The 23,313-nt window shown below is 69.2% G+C and carries 25 protein-coding genes and 1 pseudogene; 10 read left to right on the top strand and 16 right to left on the bottom strand.

Translation table 11 applies throughout. The features are described 5' to 3' along the window. Position 1: 1 nt before the first annotated feature. The gene (locus AC25YV_RS00725; protein WP_488121908.1) at positions 2-838 is read left to right on the top strand and encodes a glycosyltransferase family 2 protein; all 837 of its coding nucleotides are present in this window, start codon (positions 2-4) and stop codon (positions 836-838) included. Here AC25YV_RS00725 and AC25YV_RS00720 read toward each other — a convergent pair. The 10 genes from AC25YV_RS00720 to AC25YV_RS00675 are packed head-to-tail and all read right to left on the bottom strand — an operon-like array spanning position 825 to position 9,522. Further along, positions 825-1,595: an enoyl-CoA hydratase/isomerase family protein gene (locus AC25YV_RS00720; RefSeq protein WP_488121907.1), complete on the bottom strand. Its 771-nt coding sequence runs from the start codon at positions 1,593-1,595 to the stop codon at positions 825-827. The genes AC25YV_RS00725 and AC25YV_RS00720 overlap by 14 nt on opposite strands. A 39-nt stretch (positions 1,596-1,634) precedes the next feature. Beyond that, positions 1,635-2,780 (bottom strand): 1,2-phenylacetyl-CoA epoxidase subunit PaaE, encoded by a 1,146-nt coding sequence (paaE, locus tag AC25YV_RS00715; RefSeq protein ID WP_488121906.1) that lies wholly within the window; start codon positions 2,778-2,780, stop codon positions 1,635-1,637. Further along, the gene (paaD, locus tag AC25YV_RS00710) at positions 2,780-3,262 is read right to left on the bottom strand and encodes a 1,2-phenylacetyl-CoA epoxidase subunit PaaD (RefSeq protein ID WP_488121905.1); all 483 of its coding nucleotides are present in this window, start codon (positions 3,260-3,262) and stop codon (positions 2,780-2,782) included. Before paaD ends, paaE begins: the two co-directional genes overlap by 1 nt. Then, complete coding sequence (gene paaC / locus AC25YV_RS00705; RefSeq protein ID WP_488121904.1) at positions 3,256-4,089, bottom strand: 1,2-phenylacetyl-CoA epoxidase subunit PaaC; 834 nt, start codon at positions 4,087-4,089, stop codon at positions 3,256-3,258. The genes paaD and paaC overlap by 7 nt, the downstream gene beginning before the upstream one ends. Further along, positions 4,086-4,391, bottom strand: a complete 306-nt coding sequence (paaB, locus tag AC25YV_RS00700; RefSeq protein ID WP_488122284.1) for a 1,2-phenylacetyl-CoA epoxidase subunit PaaB — start codon at positions 4,389-4,391, stop codon at positions 4,086-4,088. Before paaB ends, paaC begins: the two co-directional genes overlap by 4 nt. Continuing rightward, positions 4,391-5,362 (bottom strand): 1,2-phenylacetyl-CoA epoxidase subunit PaaA, encoded by a 972-nt coding sequence (paaA, locus tag AC25YV_RS00695; RefSeq protein ID WP_488121903.1) that lies wholly within the window; start codon positions 5,360-5,362, stop codon positions 4,391-4,393. The genes paaB and paaA overlap by 1 nt, the downstream gene beginning before the upstream one ends. 44 nt (positions 5,363-5,406) lie before the next feature. Next, the gene (gene paaI / locus AC25YV_RS00690) at positions 5,407-5,826 is read right to left on the bottom strand and encodes a hydroxyphenylacetyl-CoA thioesterase PaaI (RefSeq protein ID WP_488121902.1); all 420 of its coding nucleotides are present in this window, start codon (positions 5,824-5,826) and stop codon (positions 5,407-5,409) included. Further along, on the bottom strand, positions 5,823-7,883 hold the full coding sequence (gene paaZ, locus AC25YV_RS00685) for a phenylacetic acid degradation bifunctional protein PaaZ (RefSeq protein WP_488121901.1): 2,061 nt from the start codon (positions 7,881-7,883) through the stop codon (positions 5,823-5,825). The genes paaI and paaZ overlap by 4 nt, the downstream gene beginning before the upstream one ends. Next, positions 7,880-8,779, bottom strand: coding sequence for a 3-hydroxyacyl-CoA dehydrogenase family protein (locus AC25YV_RS00680; RefSeq protein WP_488121900.1), 900 nt, complete (start codon positions 8,777-8,779; stop codon positions 7,880-7,882). Before AC25YV_RS00680 ends, paaZ begins: the two co-directional genes overlap by 4 nt. Beyond that, positions 8,776-9,522 carry an enoyl-CoA hydratase/isomerase family protein gene (locus AC25YV_RS00675; protein WP_488121899.1) on the bottom strand — a complete coding sequence of 249 codons (747 nt, stop codon included), beginning with the start codon at positions 9,520-9,522 and terminating at the stop codon, positions 8,776-8,778. Before AC25YV_RS00675 ends, AC25YV_RS00680 begins: the two co-directional genes overlap by 4 nt. 114 nt (positions 9,523-9,636) lie before the next feature. On the opposite strand from AC25YV_RS00675, the gene AC25YV_RS00670 reads away from it, so the two are divergent. After that, the gene (locus tag AC25YV_RS00670; protein WP_488121898.1) at positions 9,637-10,269 is read left to right on the top strand and encodes a TetR/AcrR family transcriptional regulator; all 633 of its coding nucleotides are present in this window, start codon (positions 9,637-9,639) and stop codon (positions 10,267-10,269) included. A 440-nt stretch (positions 10,270-10,709) separates the two neighbouring features. On the opposite strand, the gene AC25YV_RS00665 is transcribed toward AC25YV_RS00670, so the two are convergent. After that, positions 10,710-11,879 (bottom strand): thiolase family protein, encoded by a 1,170-nt coding sequence (locus AC25YV_RS00665; protein WP_488121897.1) that lies wholly within the window; start codon positions 11,877-11,879, stop codon positions 10,710-10,712. A gap of 127 nt (positions 11,880-12,006) precedes the next feature. Between AC25YV_RS00665 and AC25YV_RS00660 the strand changes: the two genes are divergently transcribed. Continuing rightward, the gene (locus AC25YV_RS00660; protein ID WP_488121896.1) at positions 12,007-12,936 is read left to right on the top strand and encodes a helix-turn-helix domain-containing protein; all 930 of its coding nucleotides are present in this window, start codon (positions 12,007-12,009) and stop codon (positions 12,934-12,936) included. Here the strand turns inward: AC25YV_RS00660 and glgX are convergent. Further along, positions 12,912-15,164 (bottom strand): glycogen debranching protein GlgX, encoded by a 2,253-nt coding sequence (glgX, locus tag AC25YV_RS00655; protein ID WP_488121895.1) that lies wholly within the window; start codon positions 15,162-15,164, stop codon positions 12,912-12,914. The two genes, AC25YV_RS00660 and glgX, sit on opposite strands and share 25 nt — an antisense overlap. Further along, the gene (locus tag AC25YV_RS00650) at positions 15,137-16,312 is read right to left on the bottom strand and encodes an alcohol dehydrogenase catalytic domain-containing protein (RefSeq protein WP_488121894.1); all 1,176 of its coding nucleotides are present in this window, start codon (positions 16,310-16,312) and stop codon (positions 15,137-15,139) included. The genes glgX and AC25YV_RS00650 overlap by 28 nt, the downstream gene beginning before the upstream one ends. A 195-nt stretch (positions 16,313-16,507) precedes the next feature. On the opposite strand from AC25YV_RS00650, the gene AC25YV_RS00645 reads away from it, so the two are divergent. Continuing rightward, positions 16,508-16,963, top strand: a complete 456-nt coding sequence (locus tag AC25YV_RS00645; protein ID WP_488121893.1) for an SRPBCC family protein — start codon at positions 16,508-16,510, stop codon at positions 16,961-16,963. A 23-nt stretch (positions 16,964-16,986) separates the two neighbouring features. Here AC25YV_RS00645 and AC25YV_RS00640 read toward each other — a convergent pair whose 3' ends face one another. Continuing rightward, positions 16,987-17,508, bottom strand: a complete 522-nt coding sequence (locus tag AC25YV_RS00640) for a gluconokinase (protein WP_488121892.1) — start codon at positions 17,506-17,508, stop codon at positions 16,987-16,989. A 120-nt stretch (positions 17,509-17,628) separates the two neighbouring features. Here AC25YV_RS00640 and AC25YV_RS00635 point away from each other — a divergent pair, with 120 nt between their 5' ends. The 4 genes from AC25YV_RS00635 (at position 17,629) to AC25YV_RS00620 (ending at position 21,010) form a co-directional block, all read left to right on the top strand. Next, positions 17,629-18,294, top strand: coding sequence for an RraA family protein (locus tag AC25YV_RS00635; protein WP_488121891.1), 666 nt, complete (start codon positions 17,629-17,631; stop codon positions 18,292-18,294). 117 nt (positions 18,295-18,411) lie between these two features. Further along, complete coding sequence (locus tag AC25YV_RS00630) at positions 18,412-19,293, top strand: manganese catalase (protein WP_488121890.1); 882 nt, start codon at positions 18,412-18,414, stop codon at positions 19,291-19,293. A gap of 163 nt (positions 19,294-19,456) precedes the next feature. Continuing rightward, positions 19,457-20,074, top strand: a complete 618-nt coding sequence (locus tag AC25YV_RS00625; RefSeq protein WP_488121889.1) for a manganese catalase family protein — start codon at positions 19,457-19,459, stop codon at positions 20,072-20,074. 87 nt (positions 20,075-20,161) lie between these two features. Next, positions 20,162-21,010 (top strand): SDR family NAD(P)-dependent oxidoreductase, encoded by an 849-nt coding sequence (locus AC25YV_RS00620; protein WP_488121888.1) that lies wholly within the window; start codon positions 20,162-20,164, stop codon positions 21,008-21,010. A 66-nt stretch (positions 21,011-21,076) separates the two neighbouring features. Here the strand turns inward: AC25YV_RS00620 and AC25YV_RS00615 are convergent, their stop codons facing one another. Further along, complete coding sequence (locus tag AC25YV_RS00615) at positions 21,077-21,277, bottom strand: hypothetical protein (RefSeq protein ID WP_488122306.1); 201 nt, start codon at positions 21,275-21,277, stop codon at positions 21,077-21,079. Between the two features lie 57 nt (positions 21,278-21,334). Here AC25YV_RS00615 and AC25YV_RS00610 point away from each other — a divergent pair. Next, positions 21,335-21,520 (top strand): annotated as a pseudogene (locus AC25YV_RS00610) (hypothetical protein); the annotation flags it as partial. Between the two features lie 4 nt (positions 21,521-21,524). Then, a complete protein-coding gene (locus tag AC25YV_RS00605) occupies positions 21,525-22,178 on the top strand; it encodes a DUF6226 family protein (RefSeq protein ID WP_488121887.1) in 654 nt (217 codons plus the stop codon). Positions 22,179-22,188: 10 nt separating this feature from the next. Here the strand turns inward: AC25YV_RS00605 and AC25YV_RS00600 are convergent, their stop codons facing one another. Beyond that, a complete protein-coding gene (locus AC25YV_RS00600; protein ID WP_488121886.1) occupies positions 22,189-23,295 on the bottom strand; it encodes a glycerate kinase family protein in 1,107 nt (368 codons plus the stop codon). Positions 23,296-23,313 lie beyond the last annotated feature (18 nt).

The raw sequence follows: 23,313 nt of genomic DNA, 5'->3' as shown, positions 1-23,313 counted from the left end.
GATGACCCGCGTCGCCCTCATCACGATCGCGCACGGTCGGCATGACCACTTCGCCCACCAGCGCCGGGCGCTGTCCCTCTCGCACGAACAGCCCGACGAGCACATCCTCGTCGCAATCGACGACCCCGCGCTCGCCCACAGGGAAACAGAAGGACCGCCGCCCCGCGTGGTCTCACTGCCGTGCTCGTCCGACGGCCTGCCGCTCGCCGCCGCGCGCAACCTCGGCGCGGCAACGGCGCTCGACGGCGGAGCCGACGTGCTCGTGTTCCTCGACGTCGACTGCCTCCCGGGTCCCGAGCTCATCGGCGGCTACCGTGCGGCGGCGGAGAGCGCCGCCGGCGAACGCCGTCTGCTCTGCGGCCCCGTCACCTACCTCCCCGCTCCCCCGGCCGGCGGCTACGACCTGGGTGCCCTGCCGTCCTCGGACGACCCGCACCCGGCGCGCCCGGCACCCGTGCGCGGAGAGACCCGGCTCGGCGGATCGCACGACCTCTTCTGGTCCCTCTCCTTCGCCCTGCGCGCGGACACGTGGGACCGCATCGGCGGATTCCACCAGGGATACGTCGGGTACGGCGGTGAGGACACCGACTTCGCCTGGACAGCGCGAGCGAAGGGAGTCGACCTCGCGTGGATCGGTGACGCGCGTGCCTTCCACCAGCACCACCAGATCGACAACCCCCCGATCCGCCACCTCGACGACATCCTGCGCAACGGCGCACTGTTCCGCGACCGCTGGGGCACCTGGCCGATGGGCGGCTGGCTCGACGCTTTCCAAGACCTCGGCCTCATCGAGCCGGTGCCGGGCGGCTACCGCAGGATCGGCGTCAACGGCCCGTGAACTGCGGCTTGCGCTTCTGCTGGAACGCCGCGAACCCTTCGCGGTAGTCGTCGGTGTCGCACAGGGCCGCTTGCGCGGAGTTCTCGATGTCGACCGAGTCCCACAGGGCCAGGCGCTCGTCGCGCAGCCGAGCCACGAGCTTCTTGCTCGCGACGAAGGCGGCGGTCGCTCCGGATGCCGCGCGCTGAGTGGCCTCGATCGTCGCCGCCTGCACGTCCTCCGCCGGAAGAACGCGTGAGAACAAACCCGACTCGACCGCTTCCGTACCCGACATGAGGCGGCCCGTGTAGATCAGGTCGAGCGTCTTGTGCGCGCCGAGGCGCTCATAGAAGAGCGCGTGCCCACCCGAGTCCAGCGTCGCGCCGAGTCCCGCGAAGGGCGACCCGATCTTGGCCGAATCAGCGACGTAGACGACGTCGGTCGCGATGAGAAGGCCGAGGCCGACACCCAGGCATGCCCCGTGCGCTGCCGCGAAGGTCGGTGCGGGAAAGTCGGCCATGCGCCGCAGCAGCGGTGTCACGAGCCCGCCGAGGTAACCCATGACATCGTCGTCGCGCGGGTCGACCCCCGAGATATCGCGCCCCGCACAGAATGCCCGCCCCTCGCCGCGCAGCACGAGGGCACGCACGCCCGCGGCCGCCGCTTCGGCGTAAGCGCGGTCGAGGTCGCGGATGGCCGTCTCATCGAGCGCATTGAGCTTGTCGGGGTTGTCGAGCACGATGTGCGCGACGTCGCCGTCGAGCGTGAGGTCGATCATGGTTGTCCTTTCGCGGATGCCGCGGCCCGCGGCATCCGTTCACACGTCGTAGTCGACGACGACCCGGTCGCTCGTCGGATGCGATTGGCATGTGAGCACGTAGCCGCGCTCGAGTTCGTCGGGTTCGAGCGCATAGTTCTCGGTCATCGTCACCGACCCGTCCACGAGCAGCGCGCGGCATGTGCCGCACACCCCACCCGAGCACGCGAACGGCACGTCACCGCGAACCCGCAGCGCGGCGTTGAGGATCGTCTCGTTGGCGCTGACGGGGCTGTCGACGCTCTGCGACTGCCCGTCGAGCGAGAACTCCACGCGCCGCACGGGCTCGTCCTCACGAACGATGACGGGCCGGCCCGCATTGGGCAGCTCAGCGCCGGGCTCGCCCGTCGTGAACAGCTCGAACCGCACGTGCGCGGGATCCACGCCGATGTCCTCGAGGGTGTCGCGGCACAGCTGCACGAGCTCGAACGGTCCGCACAGGAACCACTCGTCGACCGTTTCGGGCAGCACGAGCGCGTCGAGGATGCGCCGCAGTCGCTCTTCGTCGATACGCCCCGACAGCAGGGGCGCCGACCGCTGTTCGCGCGAGAGCACGTGGTGAAGCGCAAGCCGCGTCGGGTAGCGGTCCTTCAGGTCGGCGAGTTCTTCGAGGAACATGACGTCGGTCGTCGAGCGGTTCGTGAACACGAGCGTGAATCGCGACGTGTCCGACCTGCCCAGAACCGTCGCAGCGAGCGCCATGAGCGGCGTGATGCCCGATCCCGCTGCGATCCCGGCGACGTGCGCGCCGTCGAGATCGGCCAGGCCCGACGTGAATGTGCCCTGCGGGCTCATGACGTCGATCGAGTCGCCGGGCTTGAGCTCGGTCTGCGCCCACGTCGAGAACCGGCCACCCTGGTCGCGCTTGATCGCGACGCTGATCGTGCGGGGGCCGTCGCCTCCGCCGCCCGCGTCCAGCGCCCGGCACAGCGAGTACGACCGGCGCATCTCGTGCCCGTCGATCATGGTGCGCAGGGCCACGTGCTGACCCGCGAAGTAGTCGAAGTCGCCGCGCAGCTGCTCGGGAATGGTGAAGGTCACCTCGACCGCGTTGTCGGTGAGGGCGCGCACGGCGCCCACCCGGAGCGTGTGGAAGCGTCCGCGTCGACGGGCCGTCGGCGCGTCGGTCTGCTGAAGGTTCGTCATCAGTGCACCCGGAAGTGGTCGAAGGGCTCAAGGCACGCGCGGCATTCCCACAGCGCCTTGCAGGAGGTCGAGCCGAACCGCGAGATCTCGCGGGTCTGCAGCGACCGGCAGCGCGGGCACGGCACACCCAGCTGCAGCCGCACGACGCCGGTCCCGGAGCGGCCGGTCGGCGGGGCGATGCCGAACTCCTCGAGCTTGCGCTTGCCGTTGTCCGTCATCCAGTCCGTCGTCCACGCGGGCGAGAGCACGAGGCGGACGTCGACGTCGTCGAAGCCGGCGGCCCCGAGGGTGAGCTCGAGGTCTTCGCGGATCGTGTCCATCGCAGGGCAGCCCGAATAGGTGGGCGTGATCGTCACGGTGACGTGAGCACCGTCGACGCGGACGTCGCGCAGGACGCCGAGGTCTTCGATCGTGAGCGCGGGAACCTCGGGGTCGAGCACACTCGCGGCGACGGTCCAGGCATCGGGAAGCACGGTCACCATGTCGCTCCCGGGTGCTGCCTGGCGAGCACCTGCATCTCGGCGAGCAGGTAGCCGAGCGTCGCGAAGTGGTGCCCGTGACGTCCGCCGGCCGATGAGCCGGGCACCTGGGGCACCTCGAGCTCTGCTTCGGCGAACACTGCTGCGATGACGTCGTCGAACGCGGGACGCAGCGCCGACGGGCGCACGGCGATGCCGTCCTCGGCGAGGGCGTCGGTGAGCGGCTCGTCGCGGAAAAGCTCGTCGACGTACGGCCAGACGTCGCCGACCGCGCGGATCATGCGGCGCCGCGATTCGTCGGTTCCGCCGGCGAGGCGCAGCGTCCACTGCACGGCGTGGTCGCGGTGGTATTCGACCTCTTTCACGGACTTCGCCGCGATCGCCGCGAAGGTCTCGTCGGTCGACCGCTGCAGCGCCGTGTAGAGCTCGAACAGGTAGACCGATGCCACGAGCTGACGCGCGATCGTCTGCGCGAAGTCGCCGTTGGGCTGCTCGAAGAGCCAGGCGCTTCGGAACTCGGGCTCGTCGCGCCAGTAGGCCAGATCGTCCTCGGTGCGACCCGTCGCCGTGCCCGCATAGCGCAGGAGCGACCGGGCGTGGCCGAGCAGGTCGAGCGCGATGTTGGCCAGGGCGACGTCTTCTTCGAGCTCGGGCGCCTTGGCGATCCAGCCACCCAGCTGCTGTGCGAGCACGAGCGCGTCGTCACCGAGCCAGAGGGCGTACTCCCCCGCCTCGGGCGAGGCGACGGCGTCGCCGCCGGCGAGCTCGGCCGAGAGCTCGATCTGGTCGACCGTCACATCGCCGTGCGGGTTCGACGTCGTCTCGTTCACAGGTGCGGCACCCCTTCGGATGCCGTGTAGTACACGGCATGGCGGTAGTTCTTGCCCGCGGGGCTCTCGAAGTAGGCGCCCTTGGCGTCGGGGTCGCTCGTCGTGATCGCTTCAGCCGGCACGACCCACACCGAGGTGCCCTCGCCGCGGCGCGTGTACAGGTCGCGCGCGTTGCGCAGAGCCATGTCCGCATCGGGCGCATGCAACGACCCCGCGTGCACGTGCGACAGGCCGCGATTCGCGCGGACGAAGACCTCCCACATGGGCCAGGTCTCGCGGTCTGATGCTCCCGCCGTGGTCATCATGCCGCCACCCCTTCTGCCTTCGCTGCCTGCTTGCGCGCGTATTCGGCGGCAGCCTCACGCACCCAGGCACCTTCCTCGTGAGCGTTGCGGCGGTTGCGGATCCGCTCGGCGTTCATAGGCCCGCGGCCCGAGAGCACTTCGTTGAACTCGGTCCAATCGATCTCGCTCGTGTGCCAGCGCTGCTCGGCTTCGTCCCAGCGCAGTTCAGGGTCGGGCAGTGTGACCCCCAGGATCTCGGCCTGGGGCACCAGCATCCCGATGAAGCGCTGGCGCAGTTCGTCGTTCGAGAAGCGCTTGATCTTCCACGCCATCGATTGCGCCGAATTGGGCGACGCGTCATCGGGCGGGCCGAACATCATGAGAGAGGGCCAGTACCAGCGGTTCACCGACTCCTGCGCCATTTCGCGCTGGGATTCCGTGCCGCGCATGAGCGTCAGCAGGATCTCGAAACCCTGGCGCTGGTGGAACGACTCCTCCTTGCAGATGCGCACCATCGCGCGTCCGTACGGCCCGTACGACGCGCGGCACAGCGGCACCTGGTTGCAGATCGCTGCGCCGTCGACGAGCCATCCGATGGCGCCCATGTCGGCCCACGAGGGCGTCGGGTAGTTGAAGATCGACGAATACCTCGCCCGCCCCGCGATGAGCTGGTCGGTCATCTCGTCGCGCGTGATGCCGAGGGTCTGGGCGGCCGAGTAGAGATAGAGCCCGTGGCCCGCTTCGTCCTGCACCTTGGCCATGAGGATCGCCTTGCGCTTGAGGCTCGGCGCGCGCGTGATCCAGTTGCCCTCGGGCTGCATGCCGATGATCTCGGAGTGCGCGTGCTGCGAGATCTGCCGGATGAGCGTGCGCCGATAAGCGTCGGGCATCCAGTCACGCGGCTCGATCCGCTGCTCCGCGGCGATGAGCGCGTCGAAGGTCGCGAGGTCGTCCGCGGTGTCCACTGCGGCCAGTTCTGGTGATGTCATCGTCGACTCCGGATTCTGAGCGTCCTCGAATAACAGAACACTCGTTAAGTAAGTGTAGCGCGGGTCGTGACCGAGCGCCCGCGGAACTCCGCGACGACGGTGCCGTCTTCATCGGTCACCGTGACGTCGTACAGCCCCGTGCGCGCCGTGCCCGCACGACGGCGGGCTTCGGCGCGCAGTCTCTGACCGGCCCTCGTCTGCGCGAGGAACGAGATGTCGGCGCCCGCAGCCACCGTCACCTGCTCGTCGTCGTTGCACGCGAGCGCGAACGCCGTGTCGGCGAGCGCGAACACCATGCCGCCGTGCGTCATGCCGAACCCATTGGTCATGTCATCGCGGATGAGCATCGACACGGCGCAGTAGTCAGGACCATCGTGCTCGATGACCATCCCGAGGGCGGCCGACGCGCGATCCGATCTGAGCATCGCGCGCTGGCCGGCGAACCACTCGGCCGGGTCGGTCACGCCGGCTCCTTGGCGACGAGCGTCAGCACGTCGTACGTCGCGACGATCTCGTCTCGCTGGTTGTGGATCACCGCATCCCAGCGCACTTCGCCGTACTCGTCGGTCTCGCGCGGGGTGATCTGCTTCGCCGTGAGGGTGACGCGGATCTCGTCGTCGGGTGAGACGGGCGTGATGAACCGCAGGTTCTCGAGCCCGTAGTTGGCGAGCACGGGTCCCGGGTCGGGGTCGACGAAGAGCCCCGCCGCCCACGAGACGAGCAGGTAGCCGTGCGCGACGCGCCCCGGGAAGAACGGGTTCGCCGCGGCCGATTCCTCGTCCATGTGCGCGTAGAACGTGTCACCGGTGAAGGTCGCGAAGGTCTCGATGTCCTCGAGCGTCACGACGCGGGATGCCGACGCGATCTGGTCGCCCAACGTGAGCTCGGAGACCGACTTGCGGAACGGGTGCCGTCCATTCGCCTGCGCCGGAGCGCCCGCGTGCCACACACCGGTGAGGGCCGTGAGGATTTCGGGCGATCCCTGCACGGCGGTGCGCTGCATGTGGTGCAGCACAGCGCGGATGCCGCCGAGCTCTTCTCCGCCGCCGGCGCGACCGGGCCCGCCGTGCACGAGATGAGGCACGGGTGCACCGTGACCGGTCGAGGTGCGGGCATTGTCGCGGCTGAGGAAGAGCACGCGCCCGTTGAACGCCGCGATGCGGGTCATGAGTTCGACCGCGACGTCGGGGTCGTTCGTGGCGACGCTCGTCACGAGCGATCCGCCGCCCAGATCGACCAGGTGCGCCGCCTCTTCGAGCGTGTCGTACGCGAGGACGCTCGCGACCGGCCCGAACGCCTCGATGTCGTGGACGGCGGGGGTCGTGGCATCCGCGAACCCGATCAGCACGGGGGCGACGAAGCCGCCGTCGGGGGCGGGGCCCGTCGTTCCGTCGGCGCGCACGACCTCGGGCGCATCCGTCGATCCGACGAGCAGCCGGCCACCGGCGTCTTGCAGGGCCGCGATCTGACGCAGCACCTCGTCACGCTGCTGCGTCGAGACGAGCGGTCCCATCGTGACGCCCTCGACGTGGGGGTCGCCGATCACGACGCGCTCGGCGATCTTCTCGCGGACCGCCTCGACGAATGCGTCGACGGATGCCGCGGGCACGATGGCTCGGCGGATCGCGGTGCACTTCTGCCCGGCCTTGGTCGTCATCTCGACCAGGAGCTGCTTGACGTACGCGTCGAACTCGGGGGTGCCCGGCGTCGCGTCGGGGCCCAGCACCGAGGCGTTGATCGAGTCGGTTTCGCTCGTGAAGCGCACGTCGCGGTCGGCCTTGTCGCGCAGGCGTTCGGCCGTCGAGGCACTGCCGGTGAATCCGACGAGGTCGCCGAGCCGCACGTGGTCGAACAGGTCGGGCACCGAGCCGCTGACCAGCTGCAGCGATCCGTCCGGGAGCAGGCCCGAACCGACGAGGATGCGCACCCACGCCTCGGCGATGTACGCGGTGGGCGTCGCGGGCTTGACGACCGTCGGCACACCGGCGAGGAAAGCGGGGGCGAACTTCTCCAGCGCGCCCCACATCGGGAAGTTGAAGGCGTTGATCTGCACGGCGACGCCGGGCAGGCGGGTGAAGACATGACGCCCGAGGAACGAGCCGTCCTTCGAGAGCGGCTCGACGGGGCCGTCGACGTACACGGTCGAGTTGGGCAGTTCGCGGCGACCCTTCGACGAGTAGGCGAAGAGCACCCCGATACCGCCGTCGATGTCGTTCAGCGAGTCACGCTTGGTCGACCCGGCGCGCAGTGACAGCTCGTAGAGCTCTTCGCGGTGATCGTTGAGAACCAGCGCGAACTGCTTGAGCAGCACCGCGCGCTCGTGGAACGTGAGGGCACCGAGGCTGCGCTGCCCCGTCGTGCGCGCGTGATCGAGCACGCCGGCGAGATCGAGCCCGTGGGTGCTGACGACCGTGATGACCTCACCCGTCGACGCGTCGCGCACTTCGGTGCCGCCTTCGGCCTCTGACGCGTCGGGCGTCCACCACGCGTCGAGCACGTAGCTGGGCAGGATCCGGGTCATGTCTCACTCCATTCGTAGAAGCCCCGACCGCTCTTGCGTCCGAGGTGACCGTCGGCGACCATCCGGCGCAGCAGCGCGGGCGGTGCGAACCGGTCTCCGAGTTTGTCGTGCAGCTCTTCGGCGATGCCGAGCCGCACGTCCAGGCCGACGATGTCGGTCGTGCGCAGCGGGCCGACCGGATGCCGGTAGCCGAGCTCCATCGCACGGTCGATGTCCTGCGCCGAGGCGACGCCCTCTTCGAGCATGCGCATCGCTTCGAGGGCGAGGGCGACGCCGAGCCGGCTCGAGGCGAACCCCGGCGCGTCACGGACGACGACGGGTGTCTTGCCGAGGGCTTCGACCCATCCTCGGGCTGTGTCGACGAGGTCGGGGGCGGTCGCGCCGCCGATCACGACCTCGACGAGCGACGACGCGGGCACGGGGTTGAAGAAGTGCAGGCCCAAGAACCGCTGCGGGTGCGCGAGGTCGGCGGCGAGGTCGTCGATCGAGATCGACGACGTGTTCGAGGCGAGCACAGCACCACCGGGCAGCACTGCCTCGACGCGGGCGAGAGCGTCGCGCTTGAGGCCGCGGTCTTCGGGCACGGCCTCGACGACGAGGTCGCACGACGCGAAGGCCTGCGCGTCGCTGTCGACCGAGACGGCGCCTGCGAGGTCGTCGAGCGAGCGAGCGGTCGCACCGCGCGCGACCGACCGGTCGAGCGACTCGAGCACGCGCATGCGGGCCGAGGCTGCGGCATCCGGGGTCACTTCGACGACGGTGACGCGGGCACCGGCGAGCACGAAGGCGTGCGCGATGCCGGTACCCATACGCCCGCCGCCGAGGACGCCGACGTGCCGGGGGGCCGAAGCCGACCCGTCAGCCGCGTCGGGAGCTGAGGGCGCGGCGGGGCTCATCGCGACCTCCGGGTGAGGAAGGCGGTCATGCGTCGCTCCTTCTCGGGGCTCTCGAAGAGCTCGGCCTGCAGCTCGAGCTCGATCGCCGGGTGCGCGTCGGCGGGCGCGAGCAGGGCCCGCTTGGTGTGCATCGTGGCGAGCGGGTCGTTGCGCGCGATCCGGTCGGCGATCGCGTGCGCCGCACCGACGAGCTCGTCCGAGGGGTGGATGGCTGAGACGAGGCCCCACGCGAGGGCCTCGTCGGCATCGAGGATGCGACCGGTCAGCAGCAGCTCGGCGGCGCGAGCCTCGCCGACGATCTCGGGCAGGCGCCACGTCGCGCCGGCTGCGGCGATGATGCCGAGCCCCGTCTCGGGGTTTCCCATCTTCAGCGAGGGCGAGCCGATGCGGATGTCGGCGGCATAGGCGAGCTCGGCTCCGCCGCCGAGGGCATATCCGTCGACGGCGGCGATGACGGGCATCGGCAGCGCGCGCACTCGCCGGAAGGCGGTCGTGTTGATGCCCCGACGAGCGTCGGCGGCACGGCGTTCGCGCAGCTGGGCGATGTCGGCACCCGACGCGAACACGCCCCCCGCACCGGCGAGGATCAGGATGCGCGGCGAGGCCTCGAGCTCTTCGCACAGCGCATGCAGGCCGTCGATCGTCGCCTGGTCGATCGCATTGCGCGTCTGCGGACGATCAAGGGTCGCCAGCACGCGATCGTTCGCGTACTCGACGCGCAGAGCCGTCGATTCGCCTGACATCCTCGTCCTCTCGCCACGGTGCGCGATGATCGCGACCGGTATTTTCTCACCGATCGTTCAGTAATCATGTCAGAATCAGCCGCGAGCCCCAAGGCGGCGATGGGAGACTGAGGCGTGGCATCCGTTCCGTCAGCCGAGCATGAGACACCCGCGCGCCGCGGTCGTCCGGGCTATTCGCGCGAAGCGATCCTCGCCGTCGCGGTGGACCTGTTCAACGAGCGCGGGTACGACGCGACGTCGGTCGCCGATCTCGCGGCCCGCCTCGGGGTGACGAAGTCCGCGCTCTACCACCATTTCGCCTCGCGCGAAGAGCTGCTCGAGGTCGCCGTCGACGACGCCCTGACGGGGCTGGAAACGCTCCTCGACGCCCCCGCCGCCGTCACAGGCCCCCCGATCGACCGCTTGCGATTCGTGCTGCACGGGGCCGTGCTCGTGCTCGTCGAACGCCTTCCGTCGGTGACTCTGCTGCTGCACGTGCGGGGCAACAGCGACGTCGAGCGCCGCGCGCTCGAGCGTCGGCGCACGTTCGATCACCGCGTGACGGCGCTCGTGACGGCCGCGCAGGACGCGGGCGAAGTGCGTTCCGATGTCGACGGCGCGGTCGCGACGCGTCTCATGTTCGGCATGATCAACTCGCTCACGGAGTGGTATCGGCCGGGTGGCGGACTCGATGCCGACACTCTCGCGACCGACATTCTGCGGGTCGCTCTGGATGGACTCGGTATAGGAAACGTGTCGAGCATGTGACAACTCCGTGTCCACCATTTGGTGGACACGGGCTCAGGGAGTATTGTCGTCTCAGCACTGGGGCCGACCGCATTCTTGGGGAAAGCGGTCGCGGAGCGCGTCGAGGGCTATTCGTAACCCCTGGCGAAGTCGCGACGCGCTCAACACATGCAGTCTTCGAGACTGCGTGGCGGCCCCTCGAGTGGTGCAGTTGGCGCTGACCACTCGAGGGGCCCTTTCGATCTGTCAGCCGGTTGTCGACCGCTGGGGGACGGTCTGTGCATTACGTGCTGGGGACACGCGACAACGGGCCCTCTGAGACAGATTCATGACGATCTTATGCCGTCTCGACACCTCGCCGCGCACACGGTCCACCCCCCGGTACGCCTTCGGGCTCATGACCACCTCCTTTCGGGCGGGGTCAGCCCTCGCGCACCGGCGTCAGCGCCGGCAGATGCGGGTCAGCGCTCGAGGACGACCGCGAGCCCTTGCCCGACGCCGATGCAGATCGCCGCGACGGCGACACCGCCCCCGCGACGGCGCAGCTCATGCGCCGCGTGCCCGATGATGCGGCCGCCTGATGCCCCGAGCGGATGCCCGATCGCGATCGCCCCACCGTGCACATTGACCTTCTCGGGGTCGAGGTCGGGCCAGCCGCGCAGGCACGCGAGGCTCTGCGACGCGAACGCCTCGTTGAGCTCGACGAGATCGACGTCGGCCCACGTGCGTCCCGCGCGCGCCAGCGCCCGGTTCGCCGCTTCGACGGGGGCGACGCCGAAGACATCGGGGGCGTTCCCGAACGCCGCGCGACCGGCGATCCGGGCGAGCGGTTCGGCGTCGATCACGCCGGCCCCGCCGACCAGCACGGCCGAGGCCCCGTCGTTGAGCGACGAGGAGTTGCCCGCCGTCACGGTGCCGTCGGCGGCGAACAGCGCGGACAGGCCGCCGAGCTTCTCGAGCGTCGTGCCATCCCGGATGCCCTCGTCTCGCGCGAGCGCGGCCCCGGGTACCTGCACGATCTCGTCGTCGTACACCCCGTCGGCCCAGGCCTCGGCGGCGCGGCGGTGGCTGCGCAGCGCGAAGGCGTCCTGCTCTTCGCGCGAGATGTCGTAGATGCCGGCCAGCTTCTCGGCGGACTCCCCGTTCGAGATCGTCCACTCGCGCGACAGCCGAGGGTTGGTCATGCGCCAGCCGATCGCGGTGTTCCACATCGTCTGGTTGCCGAGCGACGGCCACGGCCGCGGGGATTTCTCAACGACGTACGGCGCTCGACTCATCGACTCGACACCGCCCGCAAGCACGATGTCGGCGTCACCTGCCTCGATCGCCCGCGATGCCTGGATGACAGCCTCGACCGACGACCCGCACAGCCTGTTGACGGTCACGCCGGGCACCGTCGTGGGAAAACCCGCGAGCAGGGCACTCATGCGCGCGACGTTGCGGGTGTCTTCGCCGGCCTGATTGGCGTCGCCGAACACGATGTCATCGATCCGCGCGGGGTCCAGACCCGTGCGCTCGATCGTGGCGCGCATGACGACGGCGGCCAGATCATCGGGCCGGATGCCTGCCAGGGCGCCGCCCGCGCGACCGAAGGGAGTGCGTACGGCGTCGTACACGAAGGATTCACGCATGACGACGATTCTGCCAGGTCGCGGATGTGGCCCGCGTCCGCCGGCAATGTGCCGCTCCACGTCCGATTCGTGTCAGGATGACAGTGGCGGACGCTGGGGCGGCCACGACTTGAAAGACCCAGTGAACATGGCAGAAGTCCTGCGTTTGCAGAGCCGCGGAGCACGCTCGGCCGAAGAGATGTGGCAGCGGCACGTGCCGTCGGCCCGGTTCGAGACTGCCGAACCAGACCGGTTCCCCTTCGAGTGGGCTTCGGCCGAGATCGAGGGCCTGTCGGTCGTCTCCACATCGTTGACGGCGCGGGTGAGTTCGACGATCGAGCCTGAGAACCAGCTCATGGCCTGTCGTGTCGCCACCAAGCACGGCCGTGTCAGCAGCGGCGGGCATACTCTCGACGCCTCTCTTCCGTGGCTTGCGGCCGACGCTCCGACACGGGCCCGGTGGGACGGCACGGCGCACGTGCGCGCGTTCGTCTTCGACCGGGCGCACGCTGAGGAGCTCGCCCGGCACGCGTCCGGCGACGAGCGTCTCGTGCTCGAGGTGACCGATCCGGCTCCTCGCACCGCCGAGGCGGCTCGCGCGTGGGAGTCGACGTTCCGCCACGTCATGCACGGGCTCGGCGTCATGAGCGAGGGCGACGCCATCCTCGAAGCGGAGATACGCCGGCACGCGCTCATCATGACGCTGTCGACCTTCTCGACGACCTACCTCGATGCCGTCGAGCGCAATCGGCAGAGCACCGTCGCTTCGGCGAGCGTGCGCCGCGCCATGGCCTACATGGACGATCACGCCCGTGAGGCCGTCACGATCGACGACGTCGCCGCCGCCGTGCGCATGTCGACACGGGGGCTTCAGTACGCCTTCCGCCGTGCAACGGGGCAGACTCCCAGCGCATACCTGCGCTCGGCGCGACTCGCGGGGGCCCGCGCCGAACTGCTTGAGGGTACGACGGGAACGATCGCCGACCTCGCACGACGCTGGGGGTTCTCGAACCCCTCGCGGTTCGCCCAGCACTACCGCACCGCGTACGGCTCCTATCCGAGCGAGACGTGTCGCTGATCGGGTCGCCCTCCAGAGGCGGCAACGGCGTATTGCCGCAGTGATGCCGCGACGGAGCCCTCGACATCGCGCGTCTGCTCATCGATCTCGCCGAGCACGACGAGCGCCCGCGCCTCCACCCGCACGACCGACCCCGGCGCGACGGGCTCGTCCGACGGCAGCTCACCAGCGGTATCGACGCGCACACCCCACTGCGGGCTGAAGGCGACGCTCGGAATGGCGAAGTCGATCGGCTCGGCGCCCGCGTTGAACAGCACGATGAAGTGCAGGTCGGTGACGGGCTCGCCGCGGCGGTCGCGCTCGCGGATGCCCCTGCCATTGAGGAACACCCCGATGGCCTGCCCGAATCCCGAGTCCCAGTCCTCGGGCCGCATGGCGGTGCCGTCGGGTCGCAGCCACACGACGTCGGGGATGGGATCGCCCTCCGCCATCTCGACCGGATGCCCGTCGAAGAACCGGCTGCGCCGGAAGGTGGGGTGCTCGCGTCGCAGGCGTGCGACGGCGGCGGTGAACTCGATGAGCGGCAGGTCTGCGGCCTCCCAATCCACCCAGGCCGTCGGGTTGTCCTGCGCGTAAACGTTGTTGTTGCCACCCTGCGTGCGGCCGAGCTCGTCGCCGTGCGAGATCATCGGCACCCCCTGCGACAGCAGCAGCGTCGCGAGGAAGTTGCGCTGCTGCCGTGCGCGCAGTGTGAGCACGGCAGGGTCGTCGGTCGGCCCTTCGACGCCGCCGTTCCAGGACCGGTTGTGCGATTCGCCGTCGCGACCGTCTTCGCCGTTGGCCTCGTTGTGCTTGTCGTCGTACGACACGAGATCGCGCAGCGTGAAGCCGTCGTGCGCCGTGACGAAGTTGATGGATGCCGCGGGCCGGCGCCCGGAGTGCTCGTACAGGTCGGCCGAACCGGTCAGCCGCGCCGCGAACTCCCCGAGCACCTGCGGTTCGCCGCGCCAGAAGTCGCGCACCGTGTCGCGGTACTTGCCGTTCCACTCGGTCCACTGCGGCGGGAAGTTGCCGACCTGGTACCCGCCTGGGCCGACGTCCCACGGCTCGGCGATGAGCTTCACCTGCGACACGACGGGGTCTTGCTGCACGAGCTCGAAGAACGTCGCGAGCCGGTCGACGTCGTAGAACTCCCGCGCGAGGGTCGAGGCGAGGTCGAAGCGGAATCCGTCGACGTGCATCTCGAGCACCCAGTAGCGCAGCGAATCCATGAGCAGCTGCAGCGCGTGCGGGTCGCCCGCGTTGAGGCTGTTGCCCGTGCCGGTGTAGTCGGTGTAGTAGCGGGGATCGTCGGCTTCGAGGCGGTAGTACGCGCGGTTGTCGATGCCCCGCATCGACAGGGTGGGACCGAGGTGGTTGCCCTCTGCCGTGTGGTTGTAGACGACGTCGAGGATGACCTCGATCCCGGCATCGTGCAGAGCCTTGACCATGGCCTTGAACTCCTGCACCTGCTCGCCGCCTTCGCCTGACGACGAGTAGGCGTTGTGCGGCGCGAAGAAGCCGATCGTGTTGTAGCCCCAGTAGTTCGACAGTCCCTTCTGCTGCAGCGTCGAATCGTCGACGAACTGGTGCACGGGCATGAGCTCGAGCGCCGTCACGCCGAGCTTCGTCAGATGCTCGATCACAGCGGGATGCGCCGTGCCGGCGTAGGTGCCGCGCAGTTCTTCGGACACGAGCGAATGCAGCTGCGTGAGCCCCTTCACGTGGGCTTCGTAGATGAGGGTCTGGGCGTAGGGGGTCTCGGGGTGACGGTCGCCCGCCCAGTCGAAGTACGGATTGACGACGACGCCCTTCATCATGTGCGCCGCCGAATCCGCGTCGTTGCGCGAGTCAGGGTCGCCGAAGTCGTAGCCGAACATCTCCTGCGACCACTGGATGCGCCCGTCCACCGCCTTCGCATACGGATCGAGGAGCAGCTTGTTGGCGTTGAAGCGCAACCCGTTCGCGGGGTCGTACGGTCCGTGCACGCGGTAGCCGTACCTCTGGCCCGGTTGCACGCCCGGAAGGTAGGCGTGCCACACGAAGGCGTTGACATCGACGAGGTCTACGCGCGTCTCGACGTCGCCGGCGAAGAGGCACAGCTCGACCCGCTCGGCGCCGCTGCTGAAGATCGCGAAGTTGGTGCCGTTGCCGTCGTAGGTCGCCCCGAGCGGATAGGCCGATCCCGGCCACGCCGTCTCGGGCGCGGCATCCGTCTGGGTCACGGGGTCAGGACGACCTTGATGCACCCGTCCTCCTTCTTCTGGAACGTGTCGTACATGCGCGGCGCCTCGCTGAGCGGCACGTGGTGGGTCGCGAGGTCCATGACGCCGAGGGGATCGGCGGGATCCTCGACGAGCGGCATGAGGTCATCGATCCAGCGCTTGACGTTGCACTGGCCCATGCGCAGCGAGAGCTGCTTGTCGAACATCGTCTTCATGGGGAGGATATCGGCGTCGCCGGCGTACACGCCGCTCAGCGAGACGGTGCCACCGCGGCGGACGAGGTCGATCGCTCCGTAGAGCGCCGCGAGCCTGTCGACGCCGGCCTTGTCCATAAGGCGCTGAGCGAGCGGATCCGGCAGCAGGCCGACGGCCTTCTGCGCGAAACCCGCGATGCTGCTGCCGTGCGCTTCGAGGCCGACGGCGTCGACGACCGAGTCTGCGCCGCGGCCCTCGGTGAAATCGCGCAGCGCATCGACGACCGTGTCGGTCAGGTCGTACGTGAGCGCGCCGTGCCGCTCGGCCATCGCCCGGCGCTCCGGCTCGGGGTCGATCGCGAGAACCCGGAAGCCGTGCTGAACACCGATGCGGGCGACGAACTGGCCGACGGGACCGAGTCCCAGCACGGCCAGAGTGCCCCCCGCCGGCACGTCGGCATACTCCACCGCCTGCCACGCGGTCGGCAGGATGTCGCTCAGGTAGAGGTAGCGGTCATCGGGCAGGTCGGCGCCGACCCGCACATGGTTGTAGTCGGCCAGCGGCACGCGCAGGTACTCCGCCTGGCCGCCGGGAACCTGACCGTAGAGCTTCGTATAGCCGAACAGGGCCGCTCCGCTGCCGTACTCGCGCACCTGCGTCGTTTCGCACTGCGACTGCAGTCCGCGCCGGCACATGAAGCAGTGCCCGCAGGAGATGTTGAACGGCACGACGACGCGGTCGCCGACCGCGAGGCTCGTGACGCCGTCACCGACCTCGACGACGACCCCCATCGGCTCGTGTCCCAGGATGTCACCGCGGTCGAGGTACGGACCGAACACTTCGTACAGGTGCAGGTCCGACCCGCAGATGGCGGTCGAGGTGATCTTCACGATCGCGTCTGTGGGCTCGATGATGACGGGATCGGGCACCTCCTCGACCGCTACGCTGCGCGTGCCTTGCCACGTGAGTGCCTTCATTGCGCGTCTCCTTGCGTTGGGGGCGGGGTTCCCACACTGACGGCTCGCACGAACATCTGTCAGACCCTTGATCGGACGGTGCGGAACCGAGAGAATCCGCGAGGTGTCGTCGGAGTGCGGTCGTGTCAACCCCGTGACCACGTGGGCGGCCGCGGGGTGGAATGGGGGGAAGACGACCAACAGAGAGGACCCATCGTGGTGCAGATCATCGAGACCATCGACGTCGACGTCCCCGTCAGCACGGCCTACAACCAGTGGACGCAGTTCGAGAGCTTTCCGCACTTCCTCGACGAGGTCGACGAGATCACGCAGATCGACGACACCCACACGCGGTGGAAGGTGACCGTCGCAGGGCAGCAGCGCGAGTTCGATGCCGAGATCACCGAGCAGCACCCCGACGAGCGCGTCGCGTGGAGAAGCGTCGGGGGCGAGACCGAGCACGCCGGTGTCGTGACCTTCCACAAGCTGACCGATACGTCGACGCGCGTCACGGTCCAGCTCGACTGGGAGCCCGAGGGCGTCGCCGAGAAGCTCGGTGCCCTCGTCGGCGCCGGAGGCCACGCCGTGCGCAAGGACCTGAAGAACTTCAAGGAGTTCATCGAATCCCGCGGTGTCGAGACCGGGGGCTGGCGCGGCGACGTCGAAGCCTGACCGCTCCCCCGGCACTCGCCGCCCTAGGGCAATGCTCGTCGACCGAGCCAGGCGACCGCCCCGGCGGTGAGTGCCGGCGGATCCGCGGCGACGTCGAGTTCGACCCCCAGCTCGTCGGGCCCGAGGGGTTCGAGCGCCTCGAGCTGCGACGCGAGAAGGGCGGGCGGCATGAAGTGACCGCGACGCCGCGCGGCGCGCGTGATGAGCAGCTGAGGTGATCCGCCGAGGTGCACGAACACGACACTCGGCGCCACCTCCCGAATGCGGTCGCGATAGCGGCGCGCGAGTGCGCTGCAGGCGATCACGAGGTCTCGACGCCGGGTCGCGGCATCCGCGAATCGTGCGCCGACCGCGTCGAGCCAGGGCCATCGATCGTCATCGGTGAGTGAACGGCCCGACGCCATCTTGGCCGTGTTCTCGATCGGGTGCAGATCGTCGGCGTCGATGAACTCGGCGCCGAGCTCATCTGCCAGCAGTGCCCCCACCGTCGACTTGCCCGAGGCCGACACTCCCATGACGCACACCTGCACGTGCTGTGCGTCCATGGCGAGCTCCGTTCCCGACGTCGTCTCCAGTGAAGCACGCCCCGATTCCCGCGAGACGGCAACCTGAGTCGCCCGCGCGCCGCACTGTACTCCGGGGGCGCCGTGCGATGTCATGGACGTATGAGCCTGCTCGATCGTTACGCCACCCTGGAGACCTCCGCCGTCAGCGATGCGCTGGATTCTCTGAGCCTGCTGTCCGGAGTGGGCGGGCTCCTCCCGCTCACGGTCGACGCGCCGGTCATCGGCTATGCGCGCACGGCGCAGCTCGAGCCGCGCCACCAGGACGTGCTGCACACGCATATCCTCACCGAGGTGGTGGATGCCGCCGGCGAGGACGACGTCCTGGTCGTCGACAACGACGGACGCACCGACGTCGCGGCGTGGGGTGGCATCCTCGGACTGGGCGCGAGTCTTCGCAGCATCCGCGGCGTCATCATCGACGGCGCCATGCGCGACGTGCAGGAGAACCGCCGGCTCGGCCTCGCCGTCTACGCCCGCGCCACGGTCCCTGCGTCTGCGCGCGGCCGACTGCAGCAGCGCACCGCCGGGCAGCCCGTGCACATCGCCGGTCGCGTCGTGCACGAAGGCGATCTGGTGTTCGCTGATCCGACAGGCTTCGTCGTCGTCCCGCGCGCTCACATCGACACCGTGCTCCGTCAGGCCGAGACGGTCGTCGCAAGCCGACGGGCGATCAGCGACGACGTCCGCAGCGGACTCGGCCTGCGCGACACGATGACCGATGCGCGCCTGGCCGGAACCGAGCGCCCCGCGAACCCCGTGTCCTGACCCTCTGCCAATATCGGTTCCTCGCTCCCGCTGCAACCCCCGTGCATTGCAGCGTCAATCGGCGTGGAGTGATTTCATCCGCCGTTCCCCTAACCCGCGGCGGGTGAGGAGAGTGACATGTACTTCCACCGGCAAGAGCTCCAGCACAAGGCGACGCCGGAGCGCCCCGACGCCGTCTACGCGCGCAAGCTGCAAGAAGTGCTGGGTGGCCAGTACGGCGAGATCACGGTCGCGCTGCAGTACCAGTTCCAGGCGTGGAACATGCACATCCCCGGCAAGTACCGCGACCTCGTCTTCGGTATCGGCGCAGAGGAGATGGGCCACGTAGAGATGCTCGCGGTCATGATCGCGCAACTGCTCGAGAAGTCTCCGCTCGGCATCACCGAGGATGCCGTCCAGGCGGATCCCACCGTGGCCGCCGTCATCGGCGGCACCGATGTGCAGCACGGCATCGTCGCGGGCGCGGGAGCGCGCGCCGTGGACAGCATGGGCAACCCCTGGTCGGGGTCTTACATCACGGCGAGCGGCAATCTGCTGGCGGACTTCCAGGCGAACGCCAACGCCGAAATGCAGGGTCGCGTGCAGGTCGCCCGGCTCTACCACATGACCGATGACCACGGCGTGCGAGACCTGCTGAGCTTCCTGCTCGCCCGCGACACGATGCACCAGAATCAGTGGCTTGCGGCCTGCGCTGAGCTCATGGAGGAAGGCACCGAGGAGCTTCCCGTGCCCAGCAACTTCCCACTCTCGAAAGAGGAACGCGACGTCTCGTACCAGTACATCAATTTCTCGGACGGCCCAGCCGCCGCCGACGGTCGCTGGGCGAGCGGCCCCACCCCCGACGGCCACGGAGAGTTCTCGTACGTCGCCGAGCCGACGGCAGAGGCACCGATGCCGCCCCCGACGCACCCCGACTCTCGGTTCTACGGAACGACCGAGCTGCCGAACACCGTCGAGAAGCTCGCGGGCGCCGCGCAGGACAAACTGAAGCGGGAATAGCGCGCCCCTCACGCTCGACCGCCGAACCCTTGCGATCGACGGTCTCCCCCCTGCCATTAGCCGGTCCTCGCCCGGTCCGCAATCCCCGTGCTTTGCCGTCTCGATCGGCGTGGAGTGGTCCCATCCGCTGTCTCGTCGACGGGCGGCGGGTGAGGAGGGGGCCATGTTCGTCCCTTGGCGAGATCTTCTGCGCACGGTGAGCCCGGAGCGCCCCGACGCCGTCTACGCGCGCAAGCTGCAAGACGTGCTGGGCGGCCAGTACGGCGAGATCACGGTCGCCCTGCGGTACCAGTCCCAGGCATGGAGCATGTCTCTCCCCGGCAGGTACCGCGACCTCGTGGTCGAAATCGGGGCGGAAGAGATGGGCCACGTCGAGATGCTCGCTGTGATGATCGCGCAGCTGCTCGAGAAGTCTCCACCGGACATCACCGAGCACGCCGTGCGGGCGGATCCCACCGTGGCCGCCGTCATCGGCGGCACCGACGTGCAGCACGGCATCGTCGCGGGCGCACCCGCCGCCGACGGCATCGGCGCACTCTCGTCGGGGTCGTCCACCACAGCGGGTGGGCATCTGCTCTCGGAGTTCCGATCCAACGTCCACGCCGAGGTGCACGGCCGCCTGCAGATCGCCAGACTCCATCGCCTGACCGACGACCACGGCGTGCGAGACCTGCTGAGCTTCCTGCTCGCCCGCGAGACGGTGCACCGCAACCAGTGGCTGGCGGCCTGCGCGGAACTCATCGAGACAGGCGCCGCCCGAAGGGCAGGCGCGAACGAGTAGCGCAGTCCCGTCCCTGCCGGGCCCCTCACCTCCTGAGGAGCTCGATTATGGTTCGAAGACCGACGAATCACAGCGACCGGAGGATCCATGACCGACCGACGCGAGAACAACCCCGTCCGCGGGGCGACGGTGCTCATCACGGGCGCGGCCCGCGGGATGGGCGAGATCTACGCGCGGCGCGCCGTGACCGCGGGGGCCCGCGCGATCGCCCTGTGGGACATCGACGAAACTCTCGCGCAGCAGGTCGCCGCCGAACTGTCGCGATCCGGTGTCGATGCGCGCGCCTATCGCGTCGACATCTCGCAGCTCGACGACATCCGGCGCGGAATCGCCCAGGTGCGTGACGATCTCGGCGCACCCGACATCGTGATCAACAACGCCGGCATCGTGCGGGGCGCACCCTTTTGGGAGCACGATCCCGAACGCGACATCGAGGCGACGATACGGGTCAACGTGCTCGCCGCGATGTGGCTCACGCGCGAAGTGCTGCCGGACATGATCGCGGATGCCGCCAGACCCAAGCGCATCCTCAACATCGCCTCGGCCGCGGGCACCCTCGCCAACCCGAACATGAGCGTTTACGCGGCTTCGAAGTGGGCGATGATCGGCTGGAGCGACTCGGTGCGCCTCGAGCTCGAAAAGGCCGGACATCGCCACGTCGCCGTCACGACGTTCTGCCCGAGCTACGTCTCGACGGGCATGTTCGCGGGCGCGCGCGGGCCGCTGATGACCCCCATCATGACGCCGAGACAGGCAACGGCCGCCGCGTGGAACGGCATGCTGCGCGGCACCCCGGTCGTCCTGCGACCGTGGACGGTCAAGCTCGCGATGGCGCTGCGCGGGGTGCTGCCGACCCGGGTATGGGACACCGTCGCGGCGCGCGTCTTCAAGGTCTACTCCTCGATGGACGAGTTCACGGGGCGCCCGGGCGGCTGACTGCTCGAGGGACAGCCGACGTGCCCGATCTCAGATTCACGATCGGGCACGTCAGATGCTGCTCCGTTAGTCGGCAGTCACACGCGAGACGTCGTCGGCGGGCACCGCCTCGATGTCTTCCTTGTTCGTCTCCGGACCGAAGGCCAGCGCGACCAAGGTGACCGCAGTCAAGAATCCCAGGTAAACGATGATGATCCACCAGTGACCGAACGAAGCGATGAGCGCCGTCGCTATGAGGGGGAGGAATCCGCCCGTCAGATCGCGCATCGCCGGAAGAGGAGGGGACGGCCGATCGACTTCGGCGAGCAACAGAAGGAGCGTTGCAAGGACCGCAATGTGGTCGAGCGGTGCTTCAATCGGCTCAAGCAGGGGCGCGGGATCGCGATGCGCTCCGACAAGCTCGCCCGTAACTACCCTGTCTCGCCGCAACGCTCATCTGGATCAAGACGGACCTCTCCCATTCGGCCTGAGCGACGGCTCGACCGATGTCGCGTCTATGCGCGAGGATGACGAGGTGAGTTCCTACGTGCGTCCGTCGATCGACGCGCCGATCTTCCGTGACGCCGATGGGCAGATCATCGATTACGGGAACCGGTGGGATGGGTCGCCACCGGAGGACACATACTCGGTAGACACGCACCCCGAACGATTCGCGCCGCTCCACACCGTCGCCGACGCTCTCATCGCGCACCTCCGTGACACCTACGACGTCGAAGTCGAGGAGGGCGTGGAAGCAGCCGAGGATCTGCTCCATGCCTCGTATCACGAGGTGGTGCGAGCCGCACGGATTCGACCGAAGGACCCGACATGCGCATCCGTGACCTTGGTCTTCACCGCGTACCCGGGGATCTACATGCACGCGGGAGTGCTCAATGACTTCCACTATCCGGTCTGCGGATGCGACGCCTGCGACTCGAACTGGCAAGCCGAAGCCGACAACCTCGAGCGACAAGTGCTCGCCGTCGTGACCGGGCACTATCACGAGACCATCGAACGACGAGACCTCGACGCCTGGGTCGGGTATGCGTTCACGTATCCCGATGGCGCGAACTCGGGGGGATCCCGGGAGCAAGGCATTGCGCCCGAGCGACTCAAGGCCGCGGAAGCAATCCTGCGGAACGTCTCCGGGCCATGGGCCGAGTGGCCCAGCAACGAGTCATCCTCTTGATCAACACGGCCTAGCAGCGCGCGCGGTCTGCCGCCGTCGCGCCCGCCACTTTGAGCCATCGAGCGGTGTCCGCCATCGCGGCCTCCGCGTCGCCGGCGAGCTCAGTGAGCGACACCGTCGTGCTGCCCGGGGCCTCCCCCTCCACAGCGCCGGCGATCACGATCGACCCGGCGCGCGCCCGTTGGGCGGCACTCAGCACGGAGCCCACGACCTTGCCCGTCCGGCTCGTGGCATCGAACCGCCCCTCACCCGTGATCACGACGTCGGCGTGCGCGAGCGCGTCGTCGAGCCCCGTCAGCCGCGAGATCGTCGCGGCGCCGGGCTCGGCGACCGCGCCCCAGAACTCCATGAACCCGAACGCCGTGCCGCCGGCCGCCCCCGCCCCGGGCAGGGCCCGGGCGGCATCGGATGCTCCCGCGGCATCCGCGAAGAGCCGCAGCGCGCGCTCCAGATCGGCGATCTGATCGGGCGTCGCGCCCTTCTGCGGCCCGAACGTCTCCGCGGCGCCGCCGGCCCCGAGCAGCGGCGCCGTGACATCGCACAGCAGGCGGATGCCACCCGGCGGCGGCGCGAGGAGGTGCGCACGCTCGACGACGCGCACGTCGAAAAGCCCGGCGGCCCCGTCCGCGATGGGCCTCCCCTGCCCGTCGAGCAGGCGCAGTCCGAGGGCGGCCAGCGCGCCGGCTCCGGCGTCGGTCGATGCCGAGCCGCCCAGTCCGAGCAGCACACGCCGAGCGCCGTCGGCGAGTGCCCGCGCGATGACCTCGCCGACGCCGCGCGTCGTCGCGCCGAACGGGTCGGGTGCGCGCATGAGCGGGAGCCCCGACGTCAGCGCGAGCTCGATGCACGCCGTGCCGTCGGGCAGGAGCAGATAGCTCCCCGGCGCCGGGGAGCCGTCGGGACCGGTGACCGGCGCCGGCTCCGCCCAGCGCGCCCCCGCGACGGACGCGGCGATCGCGTCGAGCGTTCCCTCTCCGCCGTCGGCCTGCGGCAGCGTCACGATCGTGTCGTACGGGCGCACCGAACGCCATCCGCGCGCGATGTTCTCGGCCACCGCCCGCGCATCGAGAGTGCCCTTGAACGAGTCCGGCGCGACGACGACCGTGAGCGCCCTCACTGCCCCTTCGCCTCCGGC

The organism is Microbacterium sp. Y832, assembly GCF_057669765.1.
This window is presented reverse-complemented; position numbering and strand designations above follow the sequence as displayed.

Bases quoted from the DNA above. Each gene is read 5' to 3' on its own strand.
- AC25YV_RS00630 (WP_488121890.1), top strand. From the start codon at position 18,412: ATGTACTTCCACCGGCAAGAGCTCCAGCACAAGGCGACGCCGGAGCGC.
- AC25YV_RS00725 (WP_488121908.1), top strand. From the start codon at position 2: ATGACCCGCGTCGCCCTCATCACGATCGCGCACGGTCGGCATGACCAC.
- AC25YV_RS00650 (WP_488121894.1), bottom strand. From the start codon at position 16,312: ATGAAGGCACTCACGTGGCAAGGCACGCGCAGCGTAGCGGTCGAGGAG.
- AC25YV_RS00675 (WP_488121899.1), bottom strand. From the start codon at position 9,522: ATGTCAGGCGAATCGACGGCTCTGCGCGTCGAGTACGCGAACGATCGC.
- AC25YV_RS00615 (WP_488122306.1), bottom strand. From the start codon at position 21,277: ATGCGCGATCTGACGGGCGGATTCCTCCCCCTCATAGCGACGGCGCTC.
- paaD (WP_488121905.1), bottom strand. From the start codon at position 3,262: ATGGTGACCGTGCTTCCCGATGCCTGGACCGTCGCCGCGAGTGTGCTC.
- AC25YV_RS00680 (WP_488121900.1), bottom strand. From the start codon at position 8,779: ATGAGCCCCGCCGCGCCCTCAGCTCCCGACGCGGCTGACGGGTCGGCT.
- AC25YV_RS00660 (WP_488121896.1), top strand. From the start codon at position 12,007: ATGGCAGAAGTCCTGCGTTTGCAGAGCCGCGGAGCACGCTCGGCCGAA.
- paaB (WP_488122284.1), bottom strand. From the start codon at position 4,391: ATGACCACGGCGGGAGCATCAGACCGCGAGACCTGGCCCATGTGGGAG.
- paaZ (WP_488121901.1), bottom strand. From the start codon at position 7,883: ATGACCCGGATCCTGCCCAGCTACGTGCTCGACGCGTGGTGGACGCCC.
- AC25YV_RS00620 (WP_488121888.1), top strand. From the start codon at position 20,162: ATGACCGACCGACGCGAGAACAACCCCGTCCGCGGGGCGACGGTGCTC.
- paaA (WP_488121903.1), bottom strand. From the start codon at position 5,362: ATGACATCACCAGAACTGGCCGCAGTGGACACCGCGGACGACCTCGCG.
- AC25YV_RS00625 (WP_488121889.1), top strand. From the start codon at position 19,457: ATGTTCGTCCCTTGGCGAGATCTTCTGCGCACGGTGAGCCCGGAGCGC.
- AC25YV_RS00635 (WP_488121891.1), top strand. From the start codon at position 17,629: ATGAGCCTGCTCGATCGTTACGCCACCCTGGAGACCTCCGCCGTCAGC.
- paaE (WP_488121906.1), bottom strand. From the start codon at position 2,780: ATGACGAACCTTCAGCAGACCGACGCGCCGACGGCCCGTCGACGCGGA.
- AC25YV_RS00720 (WP_488121907.1), bottom strand. From the start codon at position 1,595: ATGATCGACCTCACGCTCGACGGCGACGTCGCGCACATCGTGCTCGAC.
- AC25YV_RS00640 (WP_488121892.1), bottom strand. From the start codon at position 17,508: ATGGACGCACAGCACGTGCAGGTGTGCGTCATGGGAGTGTCGGCCTCG.
- AC25YV_RS00665 (WP_488121897.1), bottom strand. From the start codon at position 11,879: ATGCGTGAATCCTTCGTGTACGACGCCGTACGCACTCCCTTCGGTCGC.